The following is an 18442-nucleotide window of genomic DNA, read 5'->3' as shown; positions in this document are numbered from 1 at the left end:
GGCCACAGGCTGCGACGAAGGGGCGACCCGATGGCTACACGACACATCCAGAGGACCGCGGTGCTCAGCCTCGTACTGGCCGCGGCCACGCTCACGGCGTGTTCCGGCGCCCCGTCGGGCGGGCAGAAGCCGGTCTCCGCCGACGACCTGGTCCCCGCGCTTCCCGCCGCACAGGGGGACGTGGACCGGATCACCTGGAACCTCACAGGTGGCGAGCCGGACACGCTGGATCCGGCCAACGCGGTGACCACACAGAGCGGTCAGGTGGTCCGCAACCTCTGCGACTCCCTGCTCACTCTGGACGCGAACTTCAACCTCAAGCCCAATCTGGCCAGTTTCCGGCAGGAGTCGGCGACGAAGCTCGTGCTCACGATCCGCCGGAACACCAAGTTCTGGGACGGGTCCACCGTCACCGCGGAGGACGTCGCCTACAGCCTGCGGTGGTCGGCCGATCCGTCGAAGGTCTTCAGCTTTCTCTTCGCCAACGTCGACTCGATCAAAGCGACCGCCGCCGACAAGGTGACCGTCACGTTCAAACGGCCGGACGAGATGTTCACCAGCGAACTGGCCAACATCGTGGTGCTGAAGAAGACGTTCGCCGAGAAGGCCGGTGCCAAGCTCGGCACCCCGGGCGGCGGCCTGATGTGCAGCGGGCCGTTCAAACTCGACAAGTGGACCAGCGGCGACAGCATCACGATGAGCCGCAACGACGCCTACTGGAACCCCGACCGGCGCCCCTTCGCCAAGTCGGTGAAGTTCACTTTCGTCACCGACGCCACCGCCCTCGCCCAGTCGCTGAACGCCGGCGAGATCGACGGCGCCTACGAGCTGTCCGCCTCCTCGGTGCCGGCTCTGCAGAAGTCCAAGAAGGGCCGGCTGGTTTTCGGCCTGTCCTCCCAGTCGATGAACATCTACGTCAGCCGCCCGGACGGCGTGATGGCCGACCCCGACCTGCGCGCCGCCCTCCAGCGGATGATCGACCGCCAGGGCCTCGCGAAGGCGCTGTACCACGGGGCCGCCACCCCCATGTACACCATGATCGCCCCCGCGGCCTGGCCGACCGCCCAGCGCGCGGTGTACGAGAAGGCGTACAAGTCCTTCGAGACCTCGCGCTCCTACGACATGGACGCGGCGAAGAAGCTGGTCAAGGCCTCCTCCTACAAGGGCCAGGAGATCGTCCTGGCGATCGCCGCCGGCGACGACGCGCAGTCACGCATCGCACAGCTGCTGCAGCAGCAGGGCCGCGAAGCCGGCCTCACCATCAAGATCCAGAGCATGCAGCCGCTGGTCTACGCCCAGGCCGGCTACGACGCCACCAAGCGCAAGGGCGTCGACCTGTACCTGTCGTCCAACTTCAGCGCCGCCCCTGACCCGTTGGAGACCATCGGCTTCCTGTATCTGCCCAAGCAGACCTACAACTACGTCGACTACGACGACCCGAAGGTCATCAAGCTCTTCGACACGGCACGCAGCACCTTCGACGGAGCGAGCCGAGCCAAGACGATCGTCGAGATGCAGGGCATGTACGAGAAGGCGAACACAGTGATCCCGCTCGTCTCGACGAACACCACGACCTTCCTCAACGACCGGCTCACCGGGGCGATCACCTCGTTCGCCTACTGGTCCATGCCGCAGATGGCCTACGTCGGCGCCGCGAAGAAGTAGGAGCGACGACATGTCCGTGTCCACCTCCACGTCCGCGGGCGGTGCCCGGGCCAAGGTCCGTGTCCCGGGCCTGGCCATGACGATGACCTACGTGGCGGGGCCCCTCGCCACGATCCTCTGCGCCTCCTTCCTCCTGTTCGCCCTCCTCGGCCTGGCTCCCGGCGACCCGGTGGCCCAACTGCTGGGCCCGCATGCCTCGGACGCCGCCCGCGCCGCGACGCGGAGCAGACTCGGTCTGGACGACCCGCTGCCGGTGCGCTACTGGCACTGGCTGACCGGCGCCCTGCACGGAGACCTCGGCACGTCACTGACCTACCGGCAGCCGGTCTCCGACCTGCTCGCGCCCCGCCTGCTCACCACGTTCCTGTTGGTAGGCATGTCCGCGGTCCTCATCCTGCTCGCGGGCCTGCTCCTCGGGGGCATCGGCGGGACGAGCCCGCGGTGGCGCCCGCTGGTCAACGCCCTGACCGGGCTGGGCATCGCCGTCCCCGCCTTCGTCGCCACGACCATCCTGATCGCGGTCTTCGCGGTGAACCTCGGCTGGTTCCCCACCAGCGGCGCGGGCAGCGGCTTCACCGACCGGCTCTGGCACCTCGTTCTCCCGGCGGTCGCCCTGTCCATCGGATACGCCGCCTACCTGGCCCAGTTGACCTCCAGCGCGATCGGTGAAGAGGCGGGGGCTGAGCATGTGCTGACCGGCCGGGGCCGGGGACTGCCCCGCGCCTTGATCTTCCGGCGGCACATCCTGCGCAACGCGGCCCTGCCGATCCTGACCGCCTCCGGCCTGACCATGGCCGGACTGGTGGCCGGCTCGGTGGTGGTGGAGCCCGCCTTCGGTATCGACGGCATCGGCTCGCTGCTGATCAAGAGCGTCTCCGCGAAGGACTATCCCGTGGTGACCGCGGTGAGCGCGCTGATCGTCACGGTCTTCGTCGTCGTCACCACGCTGCTGGACGCCGGTCAGCACCTCCTCGACCCGCGCCTGAGGAAAGGACGCTGACCCATGGCGACACTCACAGCTCCCCTCCGCCTGCGCAGCACGGGGCCCAGGCGCTACGGCGATCCGCTGCTCCTGATCTCGGCAGTACTGGCCACAGGCTTGGTGGTCCTGGCGGTGATCGGCCCCTGGATCGCGCCCTACGACCCGGCGGCCACCGACATCCTCGCCGCGAGCCAAGGCCCCAGCGGCGCGCACCTGTTCGGCACCGACTCGCTGGGCCGTGACATCTTCTCCCGGGCCCTGACCGGAGCCCGGCTGAGCTTCGCGGGCCCGGGGATCATCGTGCTGGGCAGTGCCGGTCTCGGCACGCTGCTGGCGCTCGCGGCCGCCTGGTACGGCGGCTGGATCGACCGACTGCTGAACCGGGCACTGACCTTGCTGTTCGCGATTCCCGGCGTGCTGGTGGCCGTCGTCGCCGCGGCCGTCTTCGGCGCCGGCTTCTGGGCACCGGTCCTGGCCCTGACCCTCGTCTACACGCCGTATGTGGCCCGGGTGGTGCGCAGCGTCGCGGTACGGCAGCGGCAACTGCCGTATATCGAAGCCCTGGAACTGGCCGGACTGTCGACCTGGCGGATCTGCGCACGGCATCTGCTGCCCAATGTGACGCCGATCGTGCTGGCGCAGGCAACCATCGGCTTCGGGTCGGCTCTCGTCGACTTCGGCGCGGTGTCGTTCCTGGGGCTCGGCATCCAGCCGCCCGAGGCGGAGTGGGGGCTAATGGTGGCCGACGGCCGGTCCGAGGTGCTGGACGGCGCCGTGCAGCAGAGCCTGGCGACGGGCCTGTGCATCGTGGTCACCGTGGTGGCGTTCAACGTGCTGGGCGAGCGCCTCACCCAGCGGTTCGGAGGGAAGCGATGAGCACCGTGGTCCGGAAGGAGCCGAAGAACGCCACTCCGCTGCTGGAGCTGCGGGGCGTCGGCATCACGGCCGGGGACCGCCGCGACCGGCGCACGCTGGTCCGCGACGTGGACCTGACCGTGGAAGCCGGCGAGACCGTGGGCCTGGTCGGCGAATCAGGCTCGGGCAAGTCGATGCTGGTCAAGTCCGCCATGCGGCTGCTGCCCCGGCATGCCGTAACGTCAGGGCGGATCGACTTCGAGGGGCGTTCGGTGCTCAGGTTCTCCCGCCGCGAGCTCGCCGCCTACCGGTCCCGGGACGTCGCGCTGATCCACCAGGATCCGCGCGCCCACACCAACCCGCTGCGCACGGTGGGCGACTTCCTTGTCGAGGGGGTCGTGGCGGCCAAGCTCCTCGCCCCGCGCGACGCACGTGACCGCGCCTGCGCGCTCATGGCGAGCGTCGGCATCACCGACCCCGAGCACCGTCTGACCCAGTACCCGCACCAGCTCTCCGGCGGACTGCTGCAACGCATGATGATCGTGGCGGCGCTGCTGCCCTCCCCCAAGCTGGTCTTCGCGGACGAGCCGACGACGGCACTGGACGTGACCGTGCAGTCGGAGGTGATGGCGATCCTCCAGGAGCAGATCCGGGAGCGGAACCTCGGTCTGCTGTTCATCTCCCACGACCTGGACCTGGCCGCCGCCGTGACCGACTCGCTGGCCGTGATGTACGCGGGCACGATCGTCGAACGGGGGGCCACCGCGGAGGTCCACTCCCGTCCGCTGCATCCGTACACGGCCGGCCTGCTCGCCTGCCGACCCAGCGCCAGGGCCGTGACGCGGCTGCAACCGATCCCCGGGCGGCCGGTCTCGGCGTACGAGGTGGGCCCGGGCTGCGCGTTCGCCGCGCGATGTCGCTTCGCCACCGAGGAATGCCGGACGGACCGGCCTCAACTGCGCACTGTGGAGGACCGGTTGGTCGCCTGTCATCGAGTCGAACAGATCGGCGCTGAGTTCGCCCAGGCGGTGCGCTCATGACCGGGACCGTCACGCCTCCTGCCCTCGTCGTGGAGGGTCTGCGCAAAGAGTTTCCCGCCCGGTCCCGGGACGGCAAGGCGGTCGTCGCCGTCGACGACGTCAGCTTCACCCTGGAACGCGGTGGTTCGCTGGCCGTCGTGGGCGAGTCCGGCTCCGGCAAGTCCACGACCGCGCGCATCGTCGCCGGACTGGACGCGGCCACCGCGGGGACGGTCACCGTCACCGGCAGCCGCGGAAAGGCCGTACGCCCCGTGCAGATGGTGTTCCAGGACCCCTTCGCCTCCCTGGATCCCCGCCAGCGCATCGGCGCGGGCCTGACCGAACTCCTGCGCGTGCGCATCGGGCTCGGGCGCACCGCCGCCCGGGACCGGGCGGTGGGCCTGCTGGGCGAGGTCGGCCTCGACGAGCAGCACGCCGACCGGCTGCCGCGCGACCTGTCCGGCGGCCAGCGGCAACGTGTGGCGATCGCTCGGGCGTTGGCGCTGCAACCGGAGATCCTGATCCTCGACGAAGCCGTCGCCGCCCTCGATGTCAGCGTGCAGGCGCAGGTGCTGAACCTGCTGTGCGACATCCGCGAACGCACCACGGTGGCTTTCCTGTTCGTCTCTCACGATCTGGCGGTGGTACGGCAGGTGACCGACCACTGCCTGGTCATGCGGCACGGCCGCGTCGTCGAGCGGGGCCGTACCGCCGAAGTGCTCGATCACCCCCAAGACCCCTACACACAGGCACTGTTGGACGCGGTGCCCAGGCCCGGCTGGCAACCCCGGCGTCGCTCCGTCTGAGCGCGTCGGCCCGCCGTTGTCCGAGCGGACGTACGCCTTCGTAATAAAGCAGTCGATACATAAAGGAGCACGATCATGGGCATCATCTCCGTGGAGGGAGCCACGAGCCTGAGCGTCCCCCACCCCTCCCAGGCGCCGGCCCTGCTGGGCGGGACGTTCATCACGCCCTGGTTCGTCGTCGACGACGACCGCACGAAGGACTTCGAGAAAGCGTCGTACCACGAGGAGTACCAGCACGCCTACGGCGGCGAGGACGGATACGGCGAGGGCCTGGTGGAGGGCTTCCACCTGCTCAGCCTGCTCGACATGCTGTGCAACCGCTCCCTGTGGTGCGAGGGCCCGTGGATCGCGTGGAACTACGGCCTCGACAACGTGCGCTTCGTCTCCGTGATCCGCACCACCGACCCCTTCCGCGTGCACGGCCACGTCCGCGAGGTCATCGACCGCGGAGACCAGGGCCACCTCCTTGTCACCGACCTGCGCGCCGAGGTCAGGGGCCGGGAGCGGCCCGGATTCGTCGCGACATTTCGCGTCCTTTGGTCCACCTTCTGACCGTCGTAGAAAGGCATTGACCATGGAACTCAACGCACACCAGCAGCATCTGCTCGACAAGACCATCCCCGAGGCCCTGGACTATGCGGCCGAACAGTGGCCGGACAACCTCGCGCTCACTCACATCGAGGGCGGAGGCCCCACGCTGACGTGGGCGGAACTGCGCGAGCGGATCAGCCGGGTGCGCAGCGGCCTCGAACGTCTCGGCGTCGCCCCCGGTGACAAGGTGGGCATCATGCTGGGCAACCAGGTGGAGTTCCCGCTGACCTGGCTCGCGGTCATCGAGGCGGGCGCGGTCGCGGTGCCGATGAACCCCAAGTGCACGCCCCGGGAGATCGACTTCGTGCTGAGCGACGCGGGCGCGCGCTGGCTCGTGGCCGGTGCCGGGGTCGTGACCGGCAACTTGGCCGAGGGCCGCGTCGGTCCGGTACCTGCCGAACGGATTGTCGCCGTGGGCGAACCGGTCGCCGGCGCAAGGGACTTCGCCTCCCTGACCTCGCAGGCTCCGACGCCGCGTACCCACCGACCCGATCCCGGAGACGTGGTCAACATCCAGTTCACCTCCGGCACCACCGGACTGCCCAAGGGATGCCTGCTGACCCACACCTACTGGCTCCACGTCGGCGTCTACTTTGCGGCGATCGGCGACGCACAGCGGATCCTCGCGGACCACCCCTTCTACTACATGCAGAACCAGGCCTATCTGATGATGGCGCTCACCGTCGGAGGGGGCCTGTACGTCACGCCGGGGCTGAGCCGGCGCAAGTTCATGAACTGGCTCGTCGACCACCAGATCGACATGGCGTGGATCGACGAGGGCATGCTCGACTTCCCGGAGAGCGAGGCCGACCGCAAACTGGCCCTGAAGAAGGCACCGGTGGACGCTCTGCCGCCCTCCCTGCACGAGCCGCTGGAGCGGCGCTTCGGCCTGCGGGCGCGCGAGGTGTACGGCAGCACGGAGGTCGGCGACGGCACCTACGTCCCGTACGAGCGCACCGACACCGTCGGCACCGGCTCCATGGGCTGGTGCTTCCCCAACCGCGAGTCGAAGGTCATCGACCGCAACGGTGACGAGGTCGAGCCCGGCCGCTCGGGCGAACTGTGCTTTCGGGGCCCCGGCATGATGCTCGGCTACCACAACCGCCCGGAGGCCAACGCCGAACTCTTCCTGCCCGGCGGCTGGTTCCGCACCGGCGACATCGTCCGCAAGGACGCCGACGGTCAGCACTACTACGAGGGCCGCGTCCGCGATGTCATCCGCCGCAGCGGGGAGAACATCGCCGCCGCCGAGGTCGAACTGCAGATCATGGCCTTGCCCGAGGTGGCCGAGGTCGGCGTCATACCGGTCCCCGACTCGCAGCGCCACGAGGAGGTCAAGGCAGTCGTCGTGCTCAAGCCAGGTGCGACCCTGACCGCCCAGGAGATCGAGGCCTGGTGCCTTCAGGGGCTCGCCCGCTTCAAGGCGCCTCGCTACGTCGAGTTCCGCGACCGGCTGCCGCACACCTCCAGCGGCAAGATCGCGAAGGCGGAGCTTCGTGCAGAGCCGCCCAGTGACCGCGTCGTGGACCTGCGTGCCTCCTGAGGAGGAGCGGCGGACCGACCGGACGCCGGCCGGTCCGGCCGCTCGTTCCCTCCGCTCAGCCGGCAGGGAGTTGTGCGGACGACAGCATCGCGAGGAAGCGCTTCAGCGCGGCGTGCTGGCGCTCGGGCGTCCAGATCTCCGGGTGCTCGACCACGGACAGCGCTATGCCGGACACCCAGACCCGGACCATGTCGACCGTGCCGTCCAGTTCACCGGCCGGCACCAGCCCATCGAGGCCCCGCCTCAGCACCGACCGCATCGCCGGCTCCGTGCGCTCCAGGTGCTGCCGGATCACGGGTTCAGCACCCTGGTGCGTCAGAAGCGCCACCCGGGCACGCTCCTCCGTCAGCGTCTCCTCGGTATCCGGGAGGAACCACTCCAGGGCGACCCGCAGCCGCTCCCACGGGTCCTCGATGCGGTCCAGTTCCTCGTGGATGTCGTCCGCGTCGGCCAGCGTGTACTTCAGCACCGCGTCGAGCAGGGCCTCACGGTTGGCGAAGTAGTGCGTGATCAGCGTGATGGACCCGCCCATGCGCTGCGCGATCTTCCTGAGCGTCAGCTCAGCGAGTCCTCCCTCGCTGAGGGCCTGCCAGGAGGCCGCGACGATGTCGCGCACCCGTTCCTCCGGATCCACATACCGCGGCACCGAGAATCCCCGCCCTTCCGAGCCGACCATCGCCCGACGCGACCGCCACACGCTGTTATATAACAAGCGAAATATATCTCGGGGGTCCGTGAGCTTCACCATCATCCAGACCACGACGTCGGAGCCGCCGTCTGACCACACCCGGGAACACATGGTCGCCGTGCGCGACGGACCCTCCGGTACGCGACCCGCTGGCGTCGCTGGTACGGCAGCGCAACGCCTCGACTCGGCATCGACCAGGCGATCATCGCGGCGGCAGAGACCCGGCCGGAGCCGCGGCCGCAGACTCTCGCGACCGGGGTGATCCCGCGTCGTCCCCAGGTGCGGCACGTCGGCGGCCTGCGGGTCAATCAGAGCCCCACTAGCGTCGGCAAGTCACTCAGTTGCCATCAGAGACACTCCAACCAGCGATAGCACCACAGCTGTTGCACTAGCTAGAGTTCGACCACGAGCGGCTGAGCTGCACAAACCCGAGTTGCACACCACCACGACAGCCTCACTTCCCCAGAGAAGTTGGGCCCGCACGGCGGTGCCCGGCGCGAGGCCGAGGTCGTCGGCCGCCTCGCGGGTGATCGCCGCGGTGAGGGCCTGGCCGCCGGTGAGGCGGACCCCGACCGTCGCCATGGCCTCGCCCGGCGTGACGGCGGTGACGGTGCCGGGAAGCTGGTGGCGGATGCTCAGGCTCATGGCTGCACGGTAGCCCGACGAGCTCCTTATGCCGGGTATGCGTGCGTCTGCGTCGCCTTGACCGCCGCCCATACCGGGGCGCCGGGACGCAGGTCGAGTTCGGCCGCGGCGACCGTGGTGAGGTCGGCCGTCAGGGCGAGTTCGCCGGTGAGGTCCGCGCGGATCTGGTCGCCGTGCGTCTCCAGGCCGGCGACCTCGCAGCGCCACAGGTTGCGGGCGCTGGAGCCGGTGGGGCGTTCGCGGTACAGCGTCACGGCGCCGGGCGGGAAGGCCACGAAGGCCGGGCCGGAGAGCTCTTCCGTGGTCGTGATGGCCGGGCCCGCGTCCAGCCGGACGGTGTGGCCCTCGGCCCGTCCCCGGTAGAGGTTGAGGCCGACGAGCCGGGCGATGTAGTCCGTGCGCGGATGCCGGGCGATGTGGGAGGGCGTGCCCTCCTGGACGACGCGGCCGTGCTCGACGACGACCAGGCGGTCGGCCAGCACCATGGCGTCCAGCGGGTCGTGCGTGACCAGGACGGCCACGGCCTCGAACTCGGCGAGATGGCGCCGGAGCTGGGCGCGCACCTCCAGACGGGTGCGGGCGTCGAGCGCGGCGAGGGGTTCGTCCAGGAGCAGCAGCCGGGGACGGGTGGCCAGGGCCCGGGCCACGGCCACGCGCTGGGCCTGGCCTCCCGACAGGCGGCGGGGCTTGGCGCCGGCACGGTCGGCCAGGCCCATCCGGTCCAGCCACTCGGCGGCCTGGGCACGGGCCTCGGCCTTGCCGGCGCCCCGGCAGCGCGGCCCGAAGGCGACGTTGTCCAGGGCGGTCAGATGAGGGAAGAGCAGGTAGTCCTGGAAGACGACGCCGACCGGGCGGGACTCGGGCGGCGTGGCGTCCAGCGGGGTGCCGTCCAGCCGTAGATGACCCGATGTGAGAGGGGTGAGCCCGGCGAGGGCGCGCAGGGCGGTGGTCTTGCCGGCGCCGTTGGGGCCGAGCAGGGCGACCACGTCGCCGGGGGCGGCGGTGAGCGTGATGTCGAGGCTGAAGGTGCCGCGCCGCACGACGAGGCGGGCGTCGAGGCCTTCGGCGAGGACGCCGGTCGTGGTGTTGTCGTCGAGGTCGGTCACAGGGGTTCGTCCAGGGGTCAGGAGGCCGTCATCCAGCGGTCGCGCAGGGCTGCCAGGACCGTGATGGACACGGCCAGCAGGACCAGGCTCAGGGCGATCGCCGCCGCCGGGTCGTTCTGCAGGGCCAGGTAGACCGCCAGCGGCATGGTCTGGGTGCGGCCCGGGAAGTTGCCCGCGAAGGTGATCGTCGCGCCGAACTCGCCCAGGGCCCGGGCCCAGGCCAGGACGGCTCCGGCCGCGATGCCCGGCGCGATCAGCGGCAGGGTGACCCGGCGGAACGCGGTGAAGCGGGAGGCGCCCAGGGTCGTGGCCGCCTCCTCGTAGCGAGGGTCGGCGGCCCGCAGGGTGCCCTCCACGCTGATGACGAGGAACGGCATCGCCACGAACGTCTCGGCGAGGACGACACCCGTCGTGGTGAAGGGCAGGGTGATCCCGAACCAGGAGTCCAGCCACTGCCCGATGACGCCGCCTCGCCCGAAGGCGAGCAGCAGGGCCACACCGCCCACCACCGGCGGCAGCACCAACGGCAGCGTCACCAGGGCCCGTACGAAACCCCGGCCGGGGAACCGCGTGCGGGCCAGCAGCCAGGCCAGGGGGACGCCGACGACCAGGCTCAGGCCCGTCGCCGCCGTGGCGCAGACGAGTGACAGCCGGAGTGCCTCCCACACCTCGGCGCTCGTCAGCTGCTCGGGGAGGCTGCGCCAGGGCGCCCGTACGAGCAGGGCGAGCAGGGGCAGGAGGAGGAACGCCAGGCCGATCAGGGCGGGTACCAGCAGGGGCACCGGCACCGGCCGGGTCCTGCCGCGGTGGCGATCGCGGCGGGGGCGGCTTTCCAGTGTGTCGGTCACGGCTTGAGGAACCCGGCCTCGGACAGCACCTTCTGGCCCTCGGGGGACCGCACCAGTGCGACGAAGGCCTTCGCCGTCACGGGGTTGGGTGCGTTCTTGAGCAGGGCGATCGGATAGTCGTTGACGGCCTGGGCCGACTCGGGGAAGTCCACGCCCGTCACCTTGTCACCCGCTGCCCGCACGTCGGTCCTGTAGACGACGGCCGCGTCGGCCTCCTTCAGCTCGACCTTCGTCAGGGCGCTCTTGACGTCCTGTTCGTACGAGACGGGGGTCAGCTTCAGGCCGCCGGCATCCAGCGCCTTCTGGGCGGCGGCACCGCACGGCACGGTCTTGTCGCACAGGACGACCTTGAGACCGGCCTTCGTGAGGTCCTTCAGGGAGGAGATCCGGTCGGGGTTGCCGGGCGGCGTGGCGATCTCCAGCCGGTTGCGGACGAAGGTGACCGGCGTGGCCGCCGTGTCCTGCCGGTCCGTCACGGTCGCCATGGTCTTGGTGCTGGCGGCGGCGAAGACATCGGCCGGGGCACCGCCGGTGATGCCGGCGGCGAGGGTGTCGCTGCCGCCGAAGCTGAAGGTGACCTTCGTGCCGGGGTGCTGTTTCTCGAACGTCTTGCCCAGGGCCGTGAAGCTCTCCTGCAGGGAGGCGGCGGCGAAGACGGTGATCGTCCCGGAGGGTTTCGCCGGCGAGGAGCCCTTGCCCGAGCCCGTGGCGGAGGAGCAGGCGCTCAGCGTCAGCAGCGCGGCTGCGCAGACCCCGGCGACCTGGAGGATCCGGCGTGTCCGGTGCGCGGAACGGGTCATCTGGGTGCCACTCCCTCGGTGTGCGGGGGAGGAGCCCGCAGACTCCTCCGATACGTCGATCATACTGACGCATCTGCGAGGGGGAAGTCCGCTGTGGATTCGCATGAGCGAGGGTGAGAGGGACCGTGGGTGTGTATGTGCGTTTCCATGGCCCTCAGACCCGGTCGATATGGACGTTCGTCGACTTCACGCGGGCCGTCGCCTCCATGCCGACCTCCAGGCCCAGTTCCTCGACGGCCTCGCGGGTGAGCAGGGAGACGAGGCGGTGCGGGCCGGCCTGGATCTCCACCTGGGCGGCGACGTCACCGAGCTTGATCGCGGTGACGATGCCGGGGAAGGCGTTGCGGGCCGAGGTGTACGGGGTGTCCTCCTCGGGGGCGCCGGATTTGGCGAGTTCGACGGAGAACGCGGCCAGGTCCCGTCCCTCGACGAGCCGCCGCCCGGCCTCGTCGCGGTGGGTGGTGATGCGGCCCGCGTCCGCCCAGCGCCGGGCGGTGTCCGGGCTCACGCCGAGCAGTCGTGCTGCCTGGCCGATCGTGTAGGACTGCATGCCGGTCACGATAGGGGCGCGCGGCGGGAACGGCGGATGCAGGGTTGGCCGTTGGGTATAACGCGATATAGCGTTAGTTCTCGAGTGGGCGGGCCGGATGCCGTGCCCGGGGAGATCGGGGTGATGTGATGGCGTGGGACCTCTCGCGTACCGGTGGACCGCCCGAAGTAAGGGCCTCGCACGCGGACCGGGACAGGGTGGTGGACATGCTGCGCGTCGCCGCGGGTGACGGCCGGCTGACGTGGGAGGAGCTCGACGAGCGGCTGGAGATCGCGCTGTCCGCCCGTACCGTGGGCGAACTCGCCGTGCTGACCGCTGATCTGCCCGAGGCGGTGGGTGAGTCCGGCGTCGAGGCGCAGGAGGTCGTCCGGATCGCCCAGGAGGGATCCTCGACCCGGCGCGGTGACGGCTGGGTGGTGCCGCGGCGGCTGGAGATCCGGTCGGCGTGGGGCGAGGTGACGCTCGACTTCACCGACGCGGTGATCATCCGGGACACACTGGACATCGACCTGGACCTGCTGGCCGGCTCCCTGAAGCTGCTGACCCGGCCGGGGGTCGTGGTGGACACCGGCGGGCTGGTGACGAACTACTCCCGGATCAAGGCGCGTGGGGCGGCGGCCGACGCTCCGGTCGTGCTGCGCGTGCGGATCACCGGCGAGATCGACTACGGGCAGATCGTGGTGCGCCCGCCCCGCAGGGGCTTCGGCCGGCGCAGACCGCAGGGCTGACTCAGCCCACGTGCACCTTCGGCCGCCGCTTGCGGTCCGGTTCCGCCTCGCGCAGGACCTCGCGGGTCACCGGGGCGACCTCGCCCTGCCCGAAGAGGAAGAAGCGCAGGAGATTGGCGAAGGGGCCCCCTTCGGTCCACTCGAAGTAGATGTGCGGGATGCGGCCGGTCGTGTCGCGGACATACAGCACAAGCGCGGCCAGGGCGTTGGGGACGGAGGAGGACTCCAGGGTCAGGACGCGGTAGCGGCCGTGGAGCACCTCGCCGCGCACGGTCAGAGCCGCCTCGAACTCGGACGGGTCGGTGACCGTCACCTCGACGAAGACGAAGTCCTCCTGTCCGGGTACGTCGTTGTCGTGCCGAATCTGCTCGACCTTGTCGCGGTACTCCGCGATGTCGCGACGGTCGGGCTCGTTGGCGATGAACCGTATCCGGCGGCCGGCCATGTCCCGGACGAAGCGTTCCGCCATGTCGTCCAGCGCCACGCCGGTCACGCGGAGCTCGAACGACCGGGCCAGCCGGGACAGCAGGGAGACCAGGATGATGCCGGCGATGAAGCAGGCGCCGATCTTCACACCGTCCGGACGCTCGATGACGTTGGCGACGGTCGTGTAGAGGAACACCGCGGAGATGACCGCGAAAGCGATGGTCCAGCTCCGCTGCCGGGCCTTGCGGGCGGCGATGGTCACCGCGATCGCGGCGGAGCTGATCAGCACCAGCACACCGGTGGCGTACGCGCCGCCCTGCGCGTTGACGTCCGCGTCGAAGATCCAGGTGACGAGGAAGGCGATCAGTGTGAAGACGATGACCATGGGGCGGACGGCCCTGGCCCAGTGCGGGGCCATCCCGTAGCGGGGGAGGTAGCGCGGCATCAGATTGAGCAGACCGGCCATCGCGGAGGCGCCGGCGAACCACAGGATGGCGATCGTCGAGGCGTCGTAGACGGTGCCGAAGGTGTTGCCCAGATAGTCGTGCGCCAGGTAGGCCAGCGCGCGCCCGTTGGCCTGGCCGCCCGGCTCGAACTCCTTCTCGGGGATGAGGAGGGTGGTGATGAAGCTGCTGGTGATCAGGAAGCCGCTCATGACCAGGGCGGCCGTGGTGAGCAGCTTCTTCGTGTCGCGGATGCGGCCGGCCGGCCGGTCCTCCGTGTCGTTTGGGTCGCCCTCGACGTGCGGCATCACGGCCACGCCGGTCTCGAACCCGGAGAGGCCGAGCGCCAGCTTCGGGAAGACGAGCAGGGCCACGCCGATCATGACGAACACATTGCCGTGCTGGGTGGTGAGGGCGTCGGCCCAGTCGGTGACCACATGGCCCGCGGTGACGACGTGGTAGAGGCCGACGACCACCACGACCACGTTGAGCGCCAGGTAGGCGCCCACCAGGGCGACCGCGACGCCGATCGCCTCCAGGAAGCCCTTGAGGAACACCGCGCCGAGCAGCGCCACGAGGACGAGCGTGATCAGCATCTGGCGGTCGTGCAGGACGCCGGTCAGATGCGGGTTCTCCACGAGGTGGGTCGAGGCGTCGGCGGCCGACAGGGTGATGGTGATCAGGAAGTCGGTGGCGGCAAAGCCCAGCAGGGTCAGCACGAACAGCTTGCCCTGCCAGAAGGAGAGCAGCCGCTCCAGCATCGCGATCGAGCCCTCGCCGTGCGGACTCTCCTCCGCCACCCGGCGGTAGACCGGCAGGGCGCCCGCCAGGGTGACGATCACCAGCACGATCGTCGCGACCGGCGACAGCAGCCCGGCGGCGAGGGCCGCGATGCCCGGCTGGTAGCCGAGCGTGGAGAAGTAGTCGACGCCGGTCAGGCACATCACCCGCCACCAGCGCCGGCCCTGGTGCGGGGGCTCCGGTGCGGCGTGGGGTCCGGTGTGGCCGCCGCCCTTGCCCATGTCGGACAGGCCCTCCAGCATCCAGTCACGCAGGCGACTGGATGCAGAGGGCTCCGTACGGCTGAGTGACGGGTGCTCAGTGGTGGCCATCGACGTGCTCCGATGTGCGGTTCAGCGGGGTTTCCGGCCATCACTGGACGGGCCCGGTCAGCCTAAGCGGAGCGTGATGCGGTGGCCTGTGGATGAGGTCACTGCGGGCGTCAAGCTTCCGTTAAGACCGAGGACCTCGGTCTTCCGCTGGATATCGGCCTTCTTGTCGCCGGAGTCGGCGACACCTACAGTGCGTCTTCGTAACGTTCGCGAAGCCAGTCGAAACATTCGTAGCCTTCCCCGACTCTCGTCGAAGGGACTGGTGCTGCTGGAGGGGCTGTCGCAAGTCACGCCTCGTGCGTCGGCGAGAGATTCACCGTGCACAAGGGGTTGCCAGTGTTTGGCGCCTGTCTCTAGGGTGCGGCATCAACGAAGCTTTCTGGATCTCTTCCGAAACTTTCGATCCAGTGGACGGACGCGGGAGCGCCGTCCCGTACCCAAGGAGCGCATGATGGGCGACCCGGCACTGTCCCGCCGCGGCTTCCTGGCGGCCTCCGCCGCTGCCGGTCTCGGAATGACGACACTGAGCGCATGCGGCGGGGACTCGGGCGGAGGGTCGTCGGGGACGACCACGATCGAGTGGTGGAACATCTCCACCACCGAGCCGGCCAAGACCGTCTGGGCCGCCCTCGCCCGGAAGTTCGAGGCGCAGAACCCCAAGGTCAAGGTAAAGATCGTCCAGATGGAGAACGACGCCTACAAGTCGAAGATGACGGCCCTGACCTCCTCCGGGAAGCTGCCCGACATCTTCCACACCTGGGGCGGCGGCGTGCTCAAGCAGCAGGTCGACGCCGGACTCGTCGAGGACCTCACGGACCGGACCAAGCCCTGGGGCGACGCCTTGCTCCCGGTTGCCAGGGAGCCGTACCTGATCGACGGCAAGGCCTACGGCATCCCGTTCGACATCGGCATGATCGGCTTCTGGTACAACAAGGCGCTCTTCGCGAAGGCCGGCATCAGCGGACCCCCGACCACCTGGAACGGCTTCCTCGACGCCGTACGCAAGCTGAAGTCCGCCGGCGTCACGCCCCTGGCGCTGGCCGGCAAGGAGAAGTGGCCCGGCATGTACTACTGGGCCTACCTGGCGATGCGCACCGCCGGCGCCGAGGCCCTGGAGAAGGCCTACACCGACAAGGACTTCACCGGCGCCCCCTTCGTCGAGGCGGGAGAGCACCTCAAGGAGCTCGTCGGCCTCCAGCCGTTCCAGAAGGGCTTCCTCGGCGCCGCCTACTCCAGCCCCACCGGCCAGGCCGCCGCCGTCGGCAACGGCAAGGCGGCGATGGAGCTCATGGGCCAGTGGGCGCCCGTGGTGCAGGCCGACGCGGGCAAGGGACTCGGCAAGGACCTCGGGTTCTTCCCCTTCCCCGCGGTAGAAGGCGGCAAGGGCGCCATCACCGAGGTGTTCGGCGGAGGCGGCGGGCACGCCCTGCGCCGGGGCGCCCCGCAGGAGGCCGTCGACTTCCTGAAGTTCTTCGCATCCGAGGCCACCGACCTGGAACTGGTCAAGAAGACCGGCACCCTCCCCGTGGTCCCGGCGGCCGAGAGCGCCATCGTCGACCCCAACATCAAGGCCGTACAGCAGCAGTTGAAGAAGGCCACCGGCTTCCAGCTCTACCTCGACCAGGCGTACGCGCCCGCCGTCGGACAGGAGGTCAACGACAGCGTCGCCGCGCTCATCGCCGGTTCCCGTTCTCCGGAGCAGGTCGCCCAGTCGATCACGAAGACCACGAAGGAAGAGCAGTAACCGGCGATGACCTCCACGTTCCTGCCGGACAAACGGACCAGCCGCGACGCCGGCCCCCGGCCCCCGGCCACGGACAGGTCCCGGAGCCGGGCCCGGCGGCGGGCGCTGAACTGGCTGACCGCGGCCGGCTTCCAACTGCCCGCCCTGGTGCTGTTCATGGGGTTCGTCCTGCTGCCGATGCTCTTCGCGCTGTACGCCGCGTTCTTCCGCTGGGGCGGCTTCGGCATGCCCTCCGATTACATCGGCGGCGAGAACTTCACCCGGCTCTTCCAGGACGACGTCTTCCTGGGCGACCTGTGGCGCTGCCTGGTCCTGGTGGTGCTGTCGCTCCTCGTCCAGCTGCCGTTCGCGCTCGCGATGGCCGTCCTGCTCAACCAGCGGATGCGCGGCCGGGCGGTGTACCGGATGCTGTTCTTCGCCCCGTACGTCCTGTCCGAGGCCATCACCGGAATCCTCTTCGGCATGATCTTCGCCCCTGACGACGGCTTCGCCGACCAGGTCCTCGGCAAGGTCGGCCTTGACGGGCTGGGCGGGGAGTGGTTCGCCGATTCGTCCACCGTCATGGCGACGCTGTTCCTGGTCATGACCTGGAAGTACTTCGGCTTCCACATGATGCTGTACCTGGCCGGGCTGCAGGCCGTCCCCAGGGAGCTGACCGAGGCGGCGCTCATCGACGGGGCCGGCCCCTGGCAGCGCTTTTGCAACGTGACGCTGCCGCTGCTCGCGCCCACCCTGCGCATCAGCGTCTTCCTGTCGGTCATCGGGGCCATCCAGCTCTTCGACCTGGTCTGGGTGACCACCGCGGGCGGACCGGACCACCACTCCGAGACCATGGCCGTGACCATGTTCCAGTACGGGTTCAAGCGCTACCAGGTCGGCTACGCCAGCGCGATCAGCGTGGTCATGTTCGGCATCAGTCTCGTCTTCGCCCTCGCCTACCAGCGGTTCGTGCTCCGGCGCGACCTGGAAGGGGCCACGACCACCATGCGGGGAGAGGGAAAGTGACGCACAGTCGGACATCCCGCAGGGGCAGCAACCTCCCCCTGCACCTCGTCCTGGTCCTCGTCGGCGCGGTCATGGCCGTCCCGCTGCTGTACGCCGCGCTCTCCGGCTTCAAGACCACCGACGAGCTCTCCCGCAACCCGGTCGGCCTGCCCGAGTCGTGGGTGACCTCCAACTACACCCAGATCCTCGGCTCGGGGGACTTCTGGCGGCTGATCGGCAACAGCACGCTGATCGCGGTGGGCACGACCGTCCTGGTCGTCGCGGTCTCCGCGCTGTCGGCCTTCTCCTTCGCGCGGTTCGCCTTCCGGGGCCGTGAGGTGATGTTCACCCTGTTCACGATGGGGCTGATGTTCCCCTTCGCGGTGGCGGCCCTGCCGCTGTTCCTGCTGCTGCGCTCCCTGGGCCTGCTGGACAACCCGCTGGGAGTGATCCTCCCGCAGGCGGCCTACGGGCTGCCGATGACCATCATCATCCTGCGCGGCTTCTTCCGGCAGATCCCGGGTGAGCTGGAGGAGGCGGCGACGCTCGACGGCTGCAGCTCGTTCGGCTTCTTCTGGCGGGTGCTGCTGCCCATGGCGCGGCCCGCGCTCGGCACCGTGTCCGTGCTGGCCGTCGTCACCAGCTGGAACAACTTCTTCCTGCCGCTGCTGGTGTTCACCGATTCACAGTGGTGGACCCTGCCGATCGGCGTGCAGCAGTTCCAGGGGCAGTACTCCGCGGAGTACGCCAAGGTCTTCGCCTATCTGGTGCTGGCCATGGTCCCCGCCCTCGCTTTCTACTCGGTCGCCGAGCGTCAGCTCGTCGGCGGGCTCACCGCGGGCGCGACGAAGGGTTGACGCGCGCCCGCGGAACGTACGGCGCACATCCCCCTGCTCCCGGCGCAGCC

General features: G+C 69.7%; 18 protein-coding genes. 11 read left to right on the top strand and 7 right to left on the bottom strand.

Annotated elements, in window-relative coordinates:
- Positions 1 to 30 precede the first annotated feature (30 nt).
- The 7 genes from ACFZDA_RS20490 to ACFZDA_RS20460 all read left to right on the top strand — a co-directional run bounded on the left by ACFZDA_RS20490 (position 31) and on the right by ACFZDA_RS20460 (position 7461).
- Positions 31 to 1665, top strand: a complete 1635-nt coding sequence (locus ACFZDA_RS20490; RefSeq protein WP_391083176.1) for an ABC transporter substrate-binding protein — start codon at positions 31 to 33, stop codon at positions 1663 to 1665.
- A 10-nt stretch (positions 1666 to 1675) separates the two neighbouring features.
- A complete protein-coding gene (locus tag ACFZDA_RS20485) occupies positions 1676 to 2665 on the top strand; it encodes an ABC transporter permease subunit (RefSeq protein ID WP_391083173.1) in 990 nt (329 codons plus the stop codon).
- Positions 2666 to 2668: 3 nt separating this feature from the next.
- A complete protein-coding gene (locus tag ACFZDA_RS20480; RefSeq protein WP_391083170.1) occupies positions 2669 to 3523 on the top strand; it encodes an ABC transporter permease subunit in 855 nt (284 codons plus the stop codon).
- On the top strand, positions 3520 to 4542 hold the full coding sequence (locus ACFZDA_RS20475; RefSeq protein WP_391083167.1) for an oligopeptide/dipeptide ABC transporter ATP-binding protein: 1023 nt from the start codon (positions 3520 to 3522) through the stop codon (positions 4540 to 4542). Before ACFZDA_RS20480 ends, ACFZDA_RS20475 begins: the two co-directional genes overlap by 4 nt.
- Positions 4539 to 5327 carry an ATP-binding cassette domain-containing protein gene (locus ACFZDA_RS20470; protein WP_391083163.1) on the top strand — a complete coding sequence of 263 codons (789 nt, stop codon included), beginning with the start codon at positions 4539 to 4541 and terminating at the stop codon, positions 5325 to 5327. The genes ACFZDA_RS20475 and ACFZDA_RS20470 overlap by 4 nt, the downstream gene beginning before the upstream one ends.
- A gap of 75 nt (positions 5328 to 5402) precedes the next feature.
- Positions 5403 to 5879: a hypothetical protein gene (locus ACFZDA_RS20465; protein WP_391083162.1), complete on the top strand. Its 477-nt coding sequence runs from the start codon at positions 5403 to 5405 to the stop codon at positions 5877 to 5879.
- Between the two features lie 22 nt (positions 5880 to 5901).
- Positions 5902 to 7461 (top strand): AMP-binding protein, encoded by a 1560-nt coding sequence (locus tag ACFZDA_RS20460; protein WP_391083159.1) that lies wholly within the window; start codon positions 5902 to 5904, stop codon positions 7459 to 7461.
- A 55-nt stretch (positions 7462 to 7516) separates the two neighbouring features.
- Here ACFZDA_RS20460 and ACFZDA_RS20455 read toward each other — a convergent pair whose 3' ends face one another.
- From ACFZDA_RS20455 to ACFZDA_RS20430, 6 genes are all read right to left on the bottom strand, one after another.
- Positions 7517 to 8107, bottom strand: coding sequence for a TetR family transcriptional regulator C-terminal domain-containing protein (locus ACFZDA_RS20455; RefSeq protein WP_391083156.1), 591 nt, complete (start codon positions 8105 to 8107; stop codon positions 7517 to 7519).
- Positions 8108 to 8482: 375 nt separating this feature from the next.
- The gene (locus ACFZDA_RS20450; RefSeq protein WP_391083153.1) at positions 8483 to 8794 is read right to left on the bottom strand and encodes a TOBE domain-containing protein; all 312 of its coding nucleotides are present in this window, start codon (positions 8792 to 8794) and stop codon (positions 8483 to 8485) included.
- Positions 8795 to 8820: 26 nt separating this feature from the next.
- On the bottom strand, positions 8821 to 9900 hold the full coding sequence (locus ACFZDA_RS20445; RefSeq protein WP_391083150.1) for an ATP-binding cassette domain-containing protein: 1080 nt from the start codon (positions 9898 to 9900) through the stop codon (positions 8821 to 8823).
- A gap of 17 nt (positions 9901 to 9917) precedes the next feature.
- The gene (locus tag ACFZDA_RS20440) at positions 9918 to 10748 is read right to left on the bottom strand and encodes an ABC transporter permease (RefSeq protein WP_391083146.1); all 831 of its coding nucleotides are present in this window, start codon (positions 10746 to 10748) and stop codon (positions 9918 to 9920) included.
- Positions 10745 to 11548 (bottom strand): molybdate ABC transporter substrate-binding protein, encoded by an 804-nt coding sequence (modA, locus tag ACFZDA_RS20435; RefSeq protein ID WP_391083143.1) that lies wholly within the window; start codon positions 11546 to 11548, stop codon positions 10745 to 10747. The genes ACFZDA_RS20440 and modA overlap by 4 nt, the downstream gene beginning before the upstream one ends.
- A gap of 154 nt (positions 11549 to 11702) precedes the next feature.
- Positions 11703 to 12098 (bottom strand): TOBE domain-containing protein, encoded by a 396-nt coding sequence (locus ACFZDA_RS20430; RefSeq protein WP_391083140.1) that lies wholly within the window; start codon positions 12096 to 12098, stop codon positions 11703 to 11705.
- Positions 12099 to 12226: 128 nt separating this feature from the next.
- Here ACFZDA_RS20430 and ACFZDA_RS20425 point away from each other — a divergent pair, with 128 nt between their 5' ends.
- Positions 12227 to 12826, top strand: coding sequence for a DUF1707 domain-containing protein (locus ACFZDA_RS20425; protein WP_391083137.1), 600 nt, complete (start codon positions 12227 to 12229; stop codon positions 12824 to 12826).
- A gap of 1 nt (position 12827) precedes the next feature.
- Here the strand turns inward: ACFZDA_RS20425 and ACFZDA_RS20420 are convergent, their stop codons facing one another.
- The gene (locus ACFZDA_RS20420) at positions 12828 to 14807 is read right to left on the bottom strand and encodes an amino acid transporter (RefSeq protein ID WP_391083134.1); all 1980 of its coding nucleotides are present in this window, start codon (positions 14805 to 14807) and stop codon (positions 12828 to 12830) included.
- A gap of 451 nt (positions 14808 to 15258) precedes the next feature.
- Between ACFZDA_RS20420 and ACFZDA_RS20415 the strand changes: the two genes are divergently transcribed.
- From ACFZDA_RS20415 to ACFZDA_RS20405, 3 genes are all read left to right on the top strand, one after another.
- Complete coding sequence (locus tag ACFZDA_RS20415) at positions 15259 to 16551, top strand: extracellular solute-binding protein (protein ID WP_391083131.1); 1293 nt, start codon at positions 15259 to 15261, stop codon at positions 16549 to 16551.
- A 6-nt stretch (positions 16552 to 16557) separates the two neighbouring features.
- Positions 16558 to 17556, top strand: a complete 999-nt coding sequence (locus tag ACFZDA_RS20410; RefSeq protein WP_391083128.1) for an ABC transporter permease subunit — start codon at positions 16558 to 16560, stop codon at positions 17554 to 17556.
- Positions 17557 to 17627: 71 nt separating this feature from the next.
- On the top strand, positions 17628 to 18392 hold the full coding sequence (locus tag ACFZDA_RS20405) for an ABC transporter permease subunit (RefSeq protein WP_391083277.1): 765 nt from the start codon (positions 17628 to 17630) through the stop codon (positions 18390 to 18392).
- Positions 18393 to 18442 lie beyond the last annotated feature (50 nt).

The sequence above is a fragment of the Streptomyces sp. NPDC007991 genome (assembly GCF_042958445.1).
GTDB lineage: Bacteria > Actinomycetota > Actinomycetes > Streptomycetales > Streptomycetaceae > Streptomyces.
The sequence above is the reverse complement of the archived record's forward strand: the minus strand, read 5'-3'. Positions and strand labels throughout refer to the sequence as shown.

Bases quoted from the DNA above. Each gene is read 5' to 3' on its own strand.
- ACFZDA_RS20490 (WP_391083176.1), top strand. From the start codon at position 31: ATGGCTACACGACACATCCAGAGGACCGCGGTGCTCAGCCTCGTACTG.
- ACFZDA_RS20485 (WP_391083173.1), top strand. From the start codon at position 1,676: ATGTCCGTGTCCACCTCCACGTCCGCGGGCGGTGCCCGGGCCAAGGTC.
- ACFZDA_RS20480 (WP_391083170.1), top strand. From the start codon at position 2,669: ATGGCGACACTCACAGCTCCCCTCCGCCTGCGCAGCACGGGGCCCAGG.
- ACFZDA_RS20475 (WP_391083167.1), top strand. From the start codon at position 3,520: ATGAGCACCGTGGTCCGGAAGGAGCCGAAGAACGCCACTCCGCTGCTG.
- ACFZDA_RS20470 (WP_391083163.1), top strand. From the start codon at position 4,539: ATGACCGGGACCGTCACGCCTCCTGCCCTCGTCGTGGAGGGTCTGCGC.
- ACFZDA_RS20465 (WP_391083162.1), top strand. From the start codon at position 5,403: ATGGGCATCATCTCCGTGGAGGGAGCCACGAGCCTGAGCGTCCCCCAC.
- ACFZDA_RS20460 (WP_391083159.1), top strand. From the start codon at position 5,902: ATGGAACTCAACGCACACCAGCAGCATCTGCTCGACAAGACCATCCCC.
- ACFZDA_RS20450 (WP_391083153.1), bottom strand. From the start codon at position 8,794: ATGAGCCTGAGCATCCGCCACCAGCTTCCCGGCACCGTCACCGCCGTC.
- modA (WP_391083143.1), bottom strand. From the start codon at position 11,548: ATGACCCGTTCCGCGCACCGGACACGCCGGATCCTCCAGGTCGCCGGG.
- ACFZDA_RS20430 (WP_391083140.1), bottom strand. From the start codon at position 12,098: ATGCAGTCCTACACGATCGGCCAGGCAGCACGACTGCTCGGCGTGAGC.
- ACFZDA_RS20425 (WP_391083137.1), top strand. From the start codon at position 12,227: ATGGCGTGGGACCTCTCGCGTACCGGTGGACCGCCCGAAGTAAGGGCC.
- ACFZDA_RS20420 (WP_391083134.1), bottom strand. From the start codon at position 14,807: ATGGCCACCACTGAGCACCCGTCACTCAGCCGTACGGAGCCCTCTGCA.
- ACFZDA_RS20415 (WP_391083131.1), top strand. From the start codon at position 15,259: ATGGGCGACCCGGCACTGTCCCGCCGCGGCTTCCTGGCGGCCTCCGCC.
- ACFZDA_RS20410 (WP_391083128.1), top strand. From the start codon at position 16,558: ATGACCTCCACGTTCCTGCCGGACAAACGGACCAGCCGCGACGCCGGC.
- ACFZDA_RS20405 (WP_391083277.1), top strand. From the start codon at position 17,628: ATGGCCGTCCCGCTGCTGTACGCCGCGCTCTCCGGCTTCAAGACCACC.